The sequence below is a fragment of the Microbacterium deferens genome (genome assembly GCF_045517775.1).
Classification (GTDB): domain Bacteria; phylum Actinomycetota; class Actinomycetes; order Actinomycetales; family Microbacteriaceae; genus Microbacterium.
Genome location: NZ_JBEUWT010000004.1, coordinates 43425 through 55407 on the forward strand (window position 1 = coordinate 43425; position 11983 = coordinate 55407).

Genomic DNA, 11983 nt, shown 5'->3' on the forward strand with positions numbered 1-11983 from the left:
CACTTCGATTCCGCCGTCTGTCCGAGTGGACAACGGTACAACACCTGCTCTGCAAATCTAGCGCCGTGCGCTGGGCAAAGGGTGGGAATCGCCGAATGTAACGGAGCAGAAACACGTTCTGTTCCCGCTGCTCGCGGCGGATCTCACAGCGCCGCGAGAGCGCGACGCACAGCGATGCGCGCGGACTCCTGCCGGATGGCCTCGCGGTCGCCGGTCAGCTCGAGGGAATCGACGCGGGTTCCCAACGGGGTGGAGATCGCGATATGCACCGTTCCGACCGGCTGCCCGTCGGGCGACTCGGGGCCGGCGATACCCGTCGTCGCGATGCCGACGTCGGCGGGTCGCCCGCCGACGACCAGCGCGGCGCGGACGCCCTTGGCCATCTGCCGCGCGACGCGGGGGTGCACCGCGCCGTGCGCCTCCAGGAGCGTGGGATCCACACCCAGCAGCGACTGCTTGATCGCCGAGTCATAGGCGACGATGCCTCCGCGCAGCGCCCGCGACGCACCGGGCACACCGACCAGCGACGAGACGACCAGGCCGCCGGTGAGCGACTCGGCGACGGCCACCGACCAGCCGAGTTCGGCGAGCCTGTCGATCAAGCGTGCGGCGCTCTCCTGCGGATCACGGACGAGCGTGGACTCGAGATCGTCGGGCAGCCCGTCGATCACGCGGTACGACGCTTCCGGGCGCCGCGGACCTCGGATACGACGTAGTCGAGACCGCTCGCGACCGTCAGGATCACCGCGGCCCACATCGTGACGATGTTCAGCCACACGATCCAGTCCCCCACGACCGCCGCGAGCGGAAGGAGCGCGAGCGAGAGGGCGATCGACTGCGCGACCGTCTTCAGCTTGCCCATCCATGCCGCAGCCAGCACGTGATCGCTCACGACCATGAATCGGTAGACCGTTATGCCGATCTCCCGCACGAGGACGATGATGGTCACCCACCAGTCGAGCTCGCCCAGGATCGACAGTCCGACGAACGCGGCGCCCGTGAGCACCTTGTCGGCGATCGGATCGAGCAACTTGCCCAGATCGGTCACGATGTCGTACCGGCGGGCGATGTACCCGTCGATTCCGTCGCTGGCGATCGCGACGATGAACAGCACGGCCGCCCACCAGCGAAGGGCTCCGTCGTCACCACCGTCTGCGAGCAGCATCCAGAGGAAGATCGGCGCGCACAGGATGCGCACGATCGTGATCGCGTTGGGGAGTTGACGGGGCACGGACATCAGTCTCTCCCGGTCAGCTGCCACATGTCTTCATCGCCTTCGTCGCCGTCGACGACCTCGAGCCCTTCGAACTGCGCGTCGACCGGGTCGGGGGCCGGTGCGTCCTGGCCGCGCAGGCGCGCGAGCACGGCGGGGAGCTGCTCGTTCGTCACCAGCACGTCGCGGGCCTTGGACCCCTCGGACGGGCCGACGATCTCGCGCGACTCCATGAGATCCATGAGACGCCCTGCCTTGGCGAAGCCCACGCGGAGCTTGCGCTGGAGCATCGAGGTCGACCCGAACTGGGTCGACACGACCAGCTCGGCGGCCGCGAGCAGGAGCTCGAGGTCGTCGCCGATGTCGGCGTCGATCTCTTTGCGCTCGGCGGATGCGGCGACGTCGGAGCGGTACTCGGGACGCGCCTGGTTCGTGACGTGGGCGACGACCTTCTCGATCTCGGACTCGCTGACCCACGCGCCCTGCACGCGCAGCGACTTGTTGGCGCCCATCGGCAGGAAGAGCGCATCGCCCTGGCCGATGAGGCGGTCGGCGCCGGGCTGGTCGAGGATGACGCGCGAGTCGGTCACGCTGGTGACGGCGAACGCGAGACGCGAAGGCACGTTGGCCTTGATGAGGCCGGTGACGACGTCGACCGACGGGCGCTGGGTCGCCAGCACGAGGTGGATGCCGCTGGCGCGGGCGAGCTGGGTGATGCGCACGATGGAGTCCTCGACGTCGCGAGGGGCCACCATCATCAAGTCGGCGAGCTCGTCGACGACCACCAGCAGATACGGGTAGGGCTTCAGCACGCGCTCACTGCCGACAGGCAGCGTGACCTCACCGGAGACGACGGCCTTGTTGAAGTCGTCGATGTGCCGGTACCCGAACGACGCGAGGTCGTCGTACCGCATGTCCATCTCCTTCACGACCCACTGCAGCGCCTCGGCCGCCTTCTTGGGGTTCGTGATGATGGGCGTGATCAGGTGCGGAACGCCCGCGTACGACGTCAGCTCGACGCGCTTCGGGTCGATGAGCACCATGCGCACCTCGGAAGGTTTGGCGCGCATCAGCAGGCTCGTGATCATCGAGTTCACGAAGCTGGACTTACCCGAACCGGTGGAACCCGCGACGAGGAGGTGAGGCATCTTCGCGAGGTTGGCGACGACGTAACCGCCGCCGACGTCCTTGCCGACACCGATCGTCATGGGGTGGGTGGATGCTGCGGCGTTGCCCGAGCGGAGCACATCGCCGAGCGTGACGATCTCGCGGTCGGCATTGGGGATTTCGACACCGATCGCGCTCTTGCCCGGAATCGGCGCGAGGATGCGCACCTCGTTCGAGGCGACGGCGTAGGCGATGTTGTTCGTGAGCGCGGTGATGCGCTCGACCTTGACTCCGTGCCCGAGCTCGATCTCGTACTGCGTGACGGTCGGTCCGCGCGAGAAGCCGGTGACCCTGGCATCGACCGAGAACTGCTGGAGAACGCTCTCGAGAGCCTTCACCACCGCGTCGTTCGCCGCGGAGCGTTCTTTGTGCGGCGGGCCGGCAGCCAACGCCGTGTCGGACGGCAGACGGTAGTCGGATGTCGGCGGCATGCCGGCGCTGTCGCCGCCGAGCCCCGAGATCGTGCCGAGCTCGTCGTCGGCGCTGTCGGAATCGTCGCGCAGGCTCACGGCGGCCGCAGGCGGCGTGGCGATCGTCGGACGCGCGAACACCTCTGTCAGCGCGTCGGGCATCGGCGGGAGCGGCGGCGCCTCCGGCGCCTCGAAGACCTGCTCGAACCCGCCCTCGGACGTCCCCGGGGTGAGCAGTTCGGTCAGATCCTGCGAGCCGAGCGCACCGTCGGCGTCCTCTTCACGACCCGATCGATTGCGACGCCACCACGGGCGCGCCTCGCGGCCGGACTCGTCGTCGTCGGTGTCGACGGCGGCGTCTTTCGAGCGGTCGGACGGAGCCGCCCGTTCGGCGTCGAACATCCAGGCGTACAGGTCGCCGAGACGGGTGCCGATGCGGTTCGGCGGAGTCTTGGTCAGAATCAGGATGCTGAGGATACCCACGAGCGAGAGCACGATGCCCGCGCCGATCGGCGTGATGAGCATCGCGAGAGGTTCGCCGGCCATCCAGCCGAAAAGACCTCCGGCGGAGCTCAGGGCGGGGAGCCCGGCACTCGGCTGGGGACGATCGCCGAGAACGTGGCAGAAGCCCGCCACCGCGATCACGAAGAGGGCGAAGCCGATGCCGATGCGACCGTTGTCGTGCACGGATGAGGGGTGGCGGAAGAGCCATCCCGCGAGCAGCAGCAGCAGCACCGGGAAGACGAAGGCCTCACGACCGATGAGACCGCCGACCGAGTAGGCGCTGATGGCGGCGGCGACGTCGGAGCCGATGAAGAACCACTCGACGGTCGCCCCGGCGGCCGCGAGCAGCACCAGGAGGAAGGGCAGGCCGTCGCGGCGCTGATCCTTCTCGAGATTCTCCGGGCCGAACGCGCGGAACACACCCCCCACGGCGTGGGCGACGCCGAGCCATGCTCGGACGGCGACGGCCGGCTTGTCGGGCTCGCCGACGTACTTCTTGGGTGCGGGCGCGGGCTTGCGGGCGCGTGAGGCGCTCTTCGCGGGCGCGCGACCGCTGGTCGCCGGAGTACTGCGGGGCATGCCTCCACGGTAGGCGTGACCTACGACGTTTGCCCGGAACGACGCGGCGATCAGCGCAGGAGCTTGACCATGGTGTCGCGGCCGATGCCGCTCTGGGTGACCGCGAACCCCTCCGATCGATAGAGCGCGACGGCGTAGTTGCCCCGCTCGACGCTGAGGCTCAGGCGCGCGTACCCGCGGGCCCGTGCCTCGTCGGCGAGACGGTGCAGCAGCATCCGCCCGATCCCGTGCGCCCGCCAGATCGGGCGGACGCCGATGACGAGCTCGGGCACCCCCGTGCCGACGTACCCGAACCCCGGTTCGCTGCGCGGGAAGAGCCGGAACCACGCCGCACCGACGGCCTCCCCCGTCGGCACCTGGGCGACGACGCCCACGTCGGCCGGCCGCATCCAGCCGGTGAGATAGCGCTGATAATCGGCGGAGGTGAGCACCTCGTGCCGCGGGCGGGCCGCGCCCTCCCTCCAGTTCGCCGCCTCCACGACCATGTCGGCCAGGAACGCGCCGTCGGACTGCGTGGCGGCGCGAACGACGAAGGCGGGCATGCCCGGAATACTAGCGATCCCCGGCCTGCCCGCCTCGGCGGATTTCTACGCCTCGATGACGAGGGGCACGATCATCGGTCGACGGCGCAGCGACTGGTTGACCCAGCGGCCGATCGTGCGCCGAACGATCTGCGACAGCGCGTGCGGGTCGCGGACGCCCGACTTCGCGGCCTCCGCGAGAGCGGCGGCGATCTTCGGCTTCACGGCCTCGAACACCTTGGTGTCTTCGGCGAAGCCTCGCGCGTGGATCTCGGGCCCCGTGACGACGCGGCCGGTGGCCGAGTCGACGACGACGATGACCGAGATGAAGCCCTCCTCGGCGAGGATGCGGCGGTCCTTGAGATCGGCGTCGGTGATCTCGCCGACGGTCGACCCGTCGACGTAGACGAAGCCGATGTCGAGCTGGCCGACGACCGTGGCGACACCGTCGCGCAGGTCGACGACGACACCGTTCTCGCCCAGGATCGTGCGCTCGGCGGGGATGCCGGTCTCCTGTGCGAGTTTGGCGTTCGCCGTCAAGTGGCGGTACTCGCCGTGGATGGGGAGCACGTTCTTCGGCTGCAGGATGTTGTAGCAGTAGATCAGCTCGCCCGCGGCGGCGTGGCCCGAGACGTGCACCTTGGCGTTGCCCTTGTGCACGACGTTCGCGCCGAGCTTGGTCAGGCCGTCGATCACGCGGTACACCGCGTTCTCGTTGCCCGGGATGAGGCTCGAGGCGAGGATGACGGTGTCGCCGGGGCCGGGCTCGATCTCGTGATCGAGGTTGGCCATGCGACTGAGGACGGCCATCGGCTCGCCCTGCGAACCGGTCGACATGTAGACGATCTTGTCGTCGGGGATATCGCGGGCCTTCTTGTAGTCGACGAGCACCCCGTCGGGCACCTTCAGATAGCCGAGCTGCTCGGCGATCGTCATGTTGCGCACCATGCTGCGGCCCATGAGCGCGACCCGGCGCCCATTGGCTGCCGCCGCATCCAGCACCTGCTGCACGCGGTGCACGTGACTCGAGAAGCTTGCGACGATCACCCGGCGCGGAGCCTTCGCGATGACCTGGTCGAGCACGGGGCCGATGCTGCGCTCGGTCGGGGTGAACCCGGGCACCTCGGCGTTGGTGGAGTCGACCAGGAAGAGGTCGACGCCCTCCTCCCCCAGCCGGGCGAAAGCGCGGAGGTCGGTGATGCGGCCGTCGAGCGGCAGCTGGTCCATCTTGAAGTCGCCGGTGGCCAGCACCAGGCCCGCGGGCGTGCGGATCGCCACGGCGAGGGCGTCGGGGATGGAGTGGTTGACCGCGATGAACTCGAGGTCGAACGGGCCGACCTGCTCGCGCTGCCCTTCCTTCACCGTCAGCGTGTACGGCTTGATGCGGTGCTCCTTGAGCTTCGCCTCGATCAGCGCGAGCGTCAGACCCGAACCGATGAGGGGCAGGTCGCCCTTGCGCTTGAGGAGGTACGGCACGGCGCCGATGTGGTCTTCGTGACCGTGGGTGAGCACGATGCCGACGATGTCGTCGAGGCGGTGCTTGATCGGCGAGAAGTCGGGCAGGATCAGGTCGACACCGGGCTGGTGCTCCTCGGGGAACAGCACTCCGCAGTCGACGACGAGGAGCTTCCCCTCGTACTCGAAGACGGTCATGTTGCGTCCGACCTCGCCGAGTCCGCCCAGCGGGTACACGCGGAGCGTGCCGGGGGCGAGGGCGGGCGGGTCGTAGACGGTGGTGGGCATGGATTGCCTCCTCGGGACGCCGCGTGCGCAGCATCCGCTCTCTGTGCCCGCGCAGCTCTTCCGCGCGAGCGTCGTTATCTGGTCGTGCCGTGCACCTTCGGCAGTGCGCCACCGGCGGCGGCGTTGCGGTCGGGGCGGAAGTTGGAGAAATCGGCGCCGGGCACGTCGCGCACGAGGTCGAGCTCGTCCTCGATCGCGGCGGCCTCCCACTCCTCGGGACCGACGAGCGGCAGGCGCACGCGCGGACTGCCGATGCGGCCGAGGCCGTGCAGGATGTACTTCGCCGACACCGTGCCGGGTACGTGGGTCATGACGGCGCGCACGAGGGGCTCGAGGCGCTGGTGCTCGGCTGTCGCCGTGGCGAGATCACCGCGGTTCACCGCGTCGACGATCGTGCGGTACGGGGCAGCCGCGATGTTCGCGGTGACCCCGATGAGGCCCGTGGCGCCGATCGCGAGGTGCGGGAGCACGTTGGCGTCGTCGCCGGAGAAGTACATGAGGTCGGTCTGGTTGAGCACGCGGCTGACCTCGCTGAAGTCACCCTTGGCGTCTTTGATGGCGAGGATGTTCGGATGCTTCGCCAGGCGCAGGATCGTCTCGTACCGGATCGGCACACCCGTGCGTCCGGGGATGTCGTAGAGGATCACGGGGAGATCGGTGGCGTCGGCGACGAGGCGGAAGTGGGTGAGGATGCCCGCCTGGGTGGGCTTGTTGTAGTACGGCGTGACGATCATGATGCCGTCGGCGCCGGCCTTCTCGCTCGCGCGGTAGAGCTCGATGGCGTGGGCGGTCTCGTTCGAGCCGCCGCCGGTGACGATCTTGGCCCGACCCGCGGCGACGTCCTTGCCGACCTCGACGAGGCGGATCTTCTCGGGGTCGGTCAGGGTCGACGTCTCGCCCGTGGTGCCCGTGACGACGATGCCGTCGGCGCCTGCCGTGATGACGGCGTCCATGTGCTTCTCGACCGCGGGCCAATCGACTTCGCCGTCGGCCGTCATCGGAGTGACGAGCGCGACGAGAACCTGTCCGAAAGGATTGCCCGTGTGCGTCATGGGTCCAGGCTATCGGTCCGCGGGCCGCTGGCTGGAGGCCGACCCCGCACGAGCGGAGGAGATCTCACCGGCGGAGGACCGGTGTGCACGATATCGTCCGCCCTCCGTGACATGTCCTCCGGGGATGGCGCCGGACTCAGCGCCCGCGTTCGGCGGCCCGCATCACCAGCGCGTCCGGCAGCACGCGCGACAGCCCGACGAGCGCCCTGTACCGTGCCGACGGGATGGAGACCGACCGACCGCGCGCGACGTCGCGGAGCGCTTCGGACACCACCGCCGGCGCCTCCAACCACATCCCGTTCGGAACGCCCTCTTCTCCCGGCGGCAGTCCGAGCCGCTCGTGGAAGTTCGTGTGCACGAATCCCGGACACACCGCGGTCACGGTGACCCCTCGCCGTCGATAACGGGCGTTCGCCCAGCGACTGAACTGGATGAGCCAGCCCTTGACCGCACCGTAGGTGCCACGCGGCACGAAGCCGGCGACGGAGGCGACATTGACGATGCGCCCGCTCCCCCGCTCGAGCATGCGCGGCAGCACCGCGTGCATCAGCCGCATCGGCACCTCCACGTGCAGAGCGAGGTGCCGCGCCTCGTCGTCGACGTCGTTGGTCTCGAACGCGAGGTCGAGTCCGTACCCGGCGTTGTTCACGAGCATGTCGATCGGATGCTGCGGGTCGGCCAACCGCGCCGCGACCGCGTCGCGCTGGTCGGGGTCGAGGAGGTCGGCGACCAGCACCTCGACGACGGCGCGCCCACCGCGCACCTCGGCAGCCACGGCCTCGAGCGCCGACCGGTCGCGGGCGACCAGCACCAGTCCGACCCCGCGCGCCGCGAGCTGGCGGGCGAACTCGGCGCCCAACCCCGAACTCGCCCCCGTGATCAGTGCCGTGCGCGCCATGGCGGCCAGCCTAGGCCTGTCGATAATCTGGCGCGATGACGCGTGCCTGGCTGACCGGATGGGAGTGGAGCTGCTGCGGGGATCCTTTCCGGGTCGGGGATGCCGTGGACTTCGGCGTCGCCCGTCGCGGGGCCTCTCACGAGTTGACGCAACTGCTCGGGGCGGATCTCGCTGCCACGATAGATGCTGTCGAATCACACCACGAAGAGGAATTCCTCGACCGCGTGCGCGGCAGAGTCACCGCCATCGCGGCCGTCCAGGTGGAACAGATCGAGCACCATGAGCTCCGGCGCCCGGGCTTCGGCGCACCCCCTCACGCCGTGGCGCCGCCGACGGGCGAGGACTGGCCCTTCGTCGGTCGAGAGCTCGAGAACGGGATGCGTATCGGCTCGTATCCCTCTCGGTACGTCGTCGTGGCGGAGCCGGTGCCCGAAAGCACCACGACGCGTCCCGTCGACGGCATCCGCCTCACCGACGATTCCACGCCCCCGCACGAGCAGCCCGCTTCGCCGACCGGCCCTCCCCCGGACCGCCGGGTACTGGTCGGGGTCGGGTGGATCGTCTCGATAGACGAGGACTGACTACGGCGAGACGCGGCCGTTGGCGTTGAAGGCCGCGTGGGTGAGCGGCATCAGCCCGGTCCAGATGGATTCCATCTTCTCGGCGCACATCTCGATCTCGCGCTGCGGGAACGACGGGAAATGCGTCCCCTCGACCTTCGTGCGGAGGGAGAGGAAGTTCATGAGCGCTCGCGAGTTCATCGTCACGTACATCGACGAGTAGATGTTCAACGGCAGCACGATGCGAGCGACCTCGCGGGCGACGCCGGCGTCCAGCATCCGCTGGTAGGCGAGGAAGGCGAACTCCGACGCATCGCGGGTGGCGGTGTCGACCAACGCGTGCTGCTCGGGCGTGCCGGGCAGGAACTCGTATGCGCCGGGCTTGCCGACCTGCAGGAGGTTGCGCTCGGGCGCGGGGACGTAGAACACCGGCCGCAGCTCGCGGTAGCGGCCCGATTCCTCGTTGTAGGAGGCGATGCGGTGCCGCATGAACTCGCGGAACACGAAGATCGGCGCCTGGATGTAGAACGTCATCGAGTTGTGCTCGAAGGGCGAGCCGTGGCGGTCGCGCATGAGGTAGTTGATGAGGCCGCGGTCTTTCGCGGAGGCCTCCGTGCCGGCCTGAGCCTCGCCGAGGGTCTGCTCACCCTGCGTGGACACTCGGGCGGCGAACAGGACGTCGGAGTCACTGGCGCTCGCGCGCACCAACTCCACCGTCACATCGCTGCGGAACTGGATCTCGGTCGCGGGGCTGGCTTCGACGTCGCTCACGGGTGCCACTTTATCCGCCACATCGCGCCCTCTGTTACGCCACTCGCGTCATAAGGGGCATCACCGGCCTCCGAGGCCCGCACAGCCATTAGCGTGGACTGCTATGACTTTCGTGGAAGCCCTGATCGGCCTCGCCGCCCTCCTCGCGGTAGCCGTGCTGGTGGGCGTGGTGCTGCAGGTACGGCAGGGACGCGCCCGCTCCCACGTGCGATCCGAGATCGTGGAGCCGCAACGTCTGGGCGCCGACAGCCTCGGAGAGCAGGCGACCCTCCTGCAGTTCAGCACCGAGATGTGCTCGCGCTGCCCCGGAGTGCACCGCACGCTCTCGGCTCTGGCGTCCGAGCACGACGGGGTGCGTCATCTCGACGTCGACCTCACCCACCGTCCGGACATCGCCCGGCACTTCCAGGTGATGCAGACTCCCACCACTCTCATCCTCGACCGCCGCGGCGCGGTGCAATCCCGCATCGGCGGGGTGCCCAACCTCCACGTCGTGCAGCTCGAGCTCGCCCGTCTCGCCGAGGAGACCGCCGATGTCTGACTCTCCCGCCCGCGGAATCGATCCGCGCGGACCGCGCTTCGCCGCATCCGTGACCACCGTGCTGCTCGCGATCGCCGTCGTGCTCTCGCTGGTCGGGCTGTCGACGGCTCGCGGCATCGGGAACTTCGGAGCGTTCGCCTCGGCGCCGGCGGGCGACTTCGCGTTCGTCGCCGGATCCGAGCCGTGGGCGCTGCCGGCCGCCTCGGTCGCCCAGCGCGTGCTCGACCCCGCATTCCTGCTGCTGCTCGTCGTCGCGCTCCTGTTCGTCTGGGGCGTCGTCTCGCCGCGCACCGCGCCGTGGGCGGTGCTGTTCCGCAAGGTCGTGCAGCCACGCCTCGCCCCGCCGCGCGACCTCGAAGACCCCCGCCCGCCGCGCTTCGCGCAGGGCGTCGGACTCTTCGTCGTGACCGTGGGCCTCATCCTTCAGGTCGCCGGCGTGCCGTGGGCGCTGCCGATCGCGGCGGCGATGGCCTTCGTCGCGGCCTTCCTCAACGCGGTCTTCGGCCTCTGCCTCGGTTGCCAGCTGTATCTGGTGTTCCAGCGCGCGGGTCTGGTCGGTCGGGCCCGCGCGGCCGTCTGATCACCGCGAGTACCACGGGCGCTCGCCCGCTGTCGAGGCACGCCCGTGACAGCCACCCGGTGGCTAGGCTGGCGCTCGACGTGCCGTGCCGCGCGGCGCGAACTATCGGAGGTCACGATGTCGGTCACCAGCGAAGCCACCACCGCCTGGAAGGGCACCCTGTTCGAGGGCTCGGGATCCGTCGCACTCGCGTCGTCGGGTGCCGGAACGTTCGACGTCGATTGGAAAGCTCGCAGCGAAGGCTCCAGCGCCGTCACGACCCCCGAGGAACTCCTCGCCGCGGCGCACTCGTCCTGCTTCAGCATGGCGCTCTCCAACGCGCTCACCGAGAACGGCACTCCGCCGGAATCGATCGATGCGACAGCATCCGTCACCTTCACACCGGGCACCGGCATCACCGGCAGCCACCTGAACGTCAACGCCGTCGTCCCCGGTATCGACGCTGCGGCGTTCGACGCGATCGCTCAGGACGCGAAGGCGAACTGCCCCGTCTCCCAGGCGCTCGCGGGTATCGAGATCACGCTCGAGGCAACGCTTGCCTGAGCCTCGTCGCGTCGTCGTCGCCGGCGCTTCCGGACTGATCGGCGAGGCCCTCGTCGCCTCCTTGCGCGCCGACGGCGTGGCCGTGACGACGCTCGTGCGCCGCCCGCCGGCACGCGATGACGAGGTGCAGTGGCTCCAGGATGCGACTCCTCTCGCGCCGTCCGTCCTGGAAGGCGCCGACGCGGTCGTGGGCCTCAACGGCGCGAGCATCGGGAAGTTCCCGTGGACGCGGTCGTACAAGAGCACGCTGCTGTGGTCGAGGATCACACCCACGCGCACGCTCGCCAGCGCGGTCCGCGCGCTGGGCGAGGACGCCCCGGCTCTCATCAACGCCTCGGCGACGGGCTTCTACGGCTCGGCGCCGGGCGCCCGCCTCACGGAAACCTCGCCCCGGGGCGAAGGGTTCATGGCCGATCTGACCGGCGAGTGGGAGAACGCCGCTCGCGGAGCCGGCGGGAAGGCGCGCGTGGCGCTGCTGCGCACCGCGCCCGTGGTGCACGAGCGGGGCGTACTCAAACCGCTGCTGCTGTTGACGAAGTTCGGAGTGTCGGGCCCGATCGGGCGGGGCACGCAGGTGTGGCCGTGGATCTCGCTCGATGACGAGGTCGCCGCCATCCGGCACGTCATCGCCCGCGACATCGACGGACCGGTGAACCTCACCGGCCCCACGCGCGCCACGGCGAACGACCTCGGCTTCGCTCTCGCCCGCCGCATGAACCGCCCGTACGTGCTGCGGGCACCCGTGTTCGCGGTGAAGCTGGCCCTCGGGCGCGACGCGACCGAGGGGCTCCTCACGAACGACGCGCACGTCGTGCCCGAGGTGCTGGAGGCGTCGGGTTTCACCTTCTCGCAGCCGACCGTCGAAGACGCCGTCGCGCACGCGGTGCCCGGCGCCTGAACC

General features: G+C 69.5%; 13 protein-coding genes. 5 read left to right on the forward strand and 8 right to left on the reverse strand.

Annotation, left to right across the window (positions count from 1 at the left end):
* Nucleotides 1-143 precede the first annotated feature (143 nt).
* The 7 genes from ABTU82_RS13995 to ABTU82_RS14025 form a co-directional block, all read right to left on the reverse strand.
* The gene (locus tag ABTU82_RS13995; RefSeq protein WP_116647342.1) at nucleotides 144-671 is read right to left on the reverse strand and encodes a CinA family protein; all 528 of its coding nucleotides are present in this window, start codon (nucleotides 669-671) and stop codon (nucleotides 144-146) included.
* Nucleotides 668-1237 (reverse strand): CDP-diacylglycerol--glycerol-3-phosphate 3-phosphatidyltransferase, encoded by a 570-nt coding sequence (gene pgsA / locus ABTU82_RS14000; protein ID WP_407173889.1) that lies wholly within the window; start codon nucleotides 1235-1237, stop codon nucleotides 668-670. Before pgsA ends, ABTU82_RS13995 begins: the two co-directional genes overlap by 4 nt.
* Nucleotides 1237-3873, reverse strand: a complete 2637-nt coding sequence (locus ABTU82_RS14005; protein ID WP_116647344.1) for an FtsK/SpoIIIE family DNA translocase — start codon at nucleotides 3871-3873, stop codon at nucleotides 1237-1239. The genes pgsA and ABTU82_RS14005 overlap by 1 nt, the downstream gene beginning before the upstream one ends.
* A 50-nt stretch (nucleotides 3874-3923) precedes the next feature.
* Complete coding sequence (locus ABTU82_RS14010; RefSeq protein WP_116647345.1) at nucleotides 3924-4415, reverse strand: GNAT family N-acetyltransferase; 492 nt, start codon at nucleotides 4413-4415, stop codon at nucleotides 3924-3926.
* Between the two features lie 45 nt (nucleotides 4416-4460).
* A complete protein-coding gene (locus ABTU82_RS14015) occupies nucleotides 4461-6137 on the reverse strand; it encodes a ribonuclease J (protein ID WP_116647346.1) in 1677 nt (558 codons plus the stop codon).
* 74 nt (nucleotides 6138-6211) lie between these two features.
* Nucleotides 6212-7189 (reverse strand): 4-hydroxy-tetrahydrodipicolinate synthase, encoded by a 978-nt coding sequence (gene dapA / locus ABTU82_RS14020; RefSeq protein ID WP_116647347.1) that lies wholly within the window; start codon nucleotides 7187-7189, stop codon nucleotides 6212-6214.
* 136 nt (nucleotides 7190-7325) lie between these two features.
* Entirely contained in the window at nucleotides 7326-8087 is a 762-nt protein-coding gene (locus tag ABTU82_RS14025; RefSeq protein ID WP_407173890.1) for an SDR family NAD(P)-dependent oxidoreductase, read from the reverse strand.
* Nucleotides 8088-8122: 35 nt separating this feature from the next.
* On the opposite strand from ABTU82_RS14025, the gene ABTU82_RS14030 reads away from it, so the two are divergent.
* Nucleotides 8123-8668 (forward strand): DUF6578 domain-containing protein, encoded by a 546-nt coding sequence (locus ABTU82_RS14030; protein ID WP_133241716.1) that lies wholly within the window; start codon nucleotides 8123-8125, stop codon nucleotides 8666-8668.
* Here ABTU82_RS14030 and thyX read toward each other — a convergent pair whose 3' ends face one another.
* A complete protein-coding gene (thyX, locus tag ABTU82_RS14035; protein WP_116647633.1) occupies nucleotides 8669-9418 on the reverse strand; it encodes an FAD-dependent thymidylate synthase in 750 nt (249 codons plus the stop codon). It abuts the gene before it with no gap.
* Between the two features lie 103 nt (nucleotides 9419-9521).
* On the opposite strand from thyX, the gene ABTU82_RS14040 reads away from it, so the two are divergent.
* The 4 genes from ABTU82_RS14040 to ABTU82_RS14055 all read left to right on the forward strand — a co-directional run bounded on the left by ABTU82_RS14040 (nucleotide 9522) and on the right by ABTU82_RS14055 (nucleotide 11980).
* On the forward strand, nucleotides 9522-9959 hold the full coding sequence (locus ABTU82_RS14040) for a TlpA family protein disulfide reductase (protein ID WP_116647350.1): 438 nt from the start codon (nucleotides 9522-9524) through the stop codon (nucleotides 9957-9959).
* Complete coding sequence (locus ABTU82_RS14045; RefSeq protein WP_407173891.1) at nucleotides 9952-10539, forward strand: DUF4395 domain-containing protein; 588 nt, start codon at nucleotides 9952-9954, stop codon at nucleotides 10537-10539. The genes ABTU82_RS14040 and ABTU82_RS14045 overlap by 8 nt, the downstream gene beginning before the upstream one ends.
* 117 nt (nucleotides 10540-10656) lie before the next feature.
* Nucleotides 10657-11082, forward strand: coding sequence for an OsmC family peroxiredoxin (locus ABTU82_RS14050; RefSeq protein ID WP_407173892.1), 426 nt, complete (start codon nucleotides 10657-10659; stop codon nucleotides 11080-11082).
* Complete coding sequence (locus tag ABTU82_RS14055) at nucleotides 11075-11980, forward strand: TIGR01777 family oxidoreductase (protein ID WP_116647353.1); 906 nt, start codon at nucleotides 11075-11077, stop codon at nucleotides 11978-11980. Before ABTU82_RS14050 ends, ABTU82_RS14055 begins: the two co-directional genes overlap by 8 nt.
* The last annotated feature ends 3 nt before the right edge of the window (nucleotides 11981-11983 follow it).

What these genes read in the sequence shown, in the direction of transcription:
- ABTU82_RS14010 (WP_116647345.1), bottom strand. Translation starts at nt 4,415, where the DNA reads ATGCCCGCCTTCGTCGTTCGCGCCGCCACGCAGTCCGACGGCGCGTTC.
- dapA (WP_116647347.1), bottom strand. Translation starts at nt 7,189, where the DNA reads ATGACGCACACGGGCAATCCTTTCGGACAGGTTCTCGTCGCGCTCGTC.
- ABTU82_RS14025 (WP_407173890.1), bottom strand. Translation starts at nt 8,087, where the DNA reads ATGGCGCGCACGGCACTGATCACGGGGGCGAGTTCGGGGTTGGGCGCC.
- pgsA (WP_407173889.1), bottom strand. Translation starts at nt 1,237, where the DNA reads ATGTCCGTGCCCCGTCAACTCCCCAACGCGATCACGATCGTGCGCATC.
- ABTU82_RS14005 (WP_116647344.1), bottom strand. Translation starts at nt 3,873, where the DNA reads ATGCCCCGCAGTACTCCGGCGACCAGCGGTCGCGCGCCCGCGAAGAGC.
- ABTU82_RS14045 (WP_407173891.1), top strand. Translation starts at nt 9,952, where the DNA reads ATGTCTGACTCTCCCGCCCGCGGAATCGATCCGCGCGGACCGCGCTTC.
- ABTU82_RS14015 (WP_116647346.1), bottom strand. Translation starts at nt 6,137, where the DNA reads ATGCCCACCACCGTCTACGACCCGCCCGCCCTCGCCCCCGGCACGCTC.
- ABTU82_RS14040 (WP_116647350.1), top strand. Translation starts at nt 9,522, where the DNA reads ATGACTTTCGTGGAAGCCCTGATCGGCCTCGCCGCCCTCCTCGCGGTA.
- ABTU82_RS14030 (WP_133241716.1), top strand. Translation starts at nt 8,123, where the DNA reads ATGACGCGTGCCTGGCTGACCGGATGGGAGTGGAGCTGCTGCGGGGAT.
- ABTU82_RS14050 (WP_407173892.1), top strand. Translation starts at nt 10,657, where the DNA reads ATGTCGGTCACCAGCGAAGCCACCACCGCCTGGAAGGGCACCCTGTTC.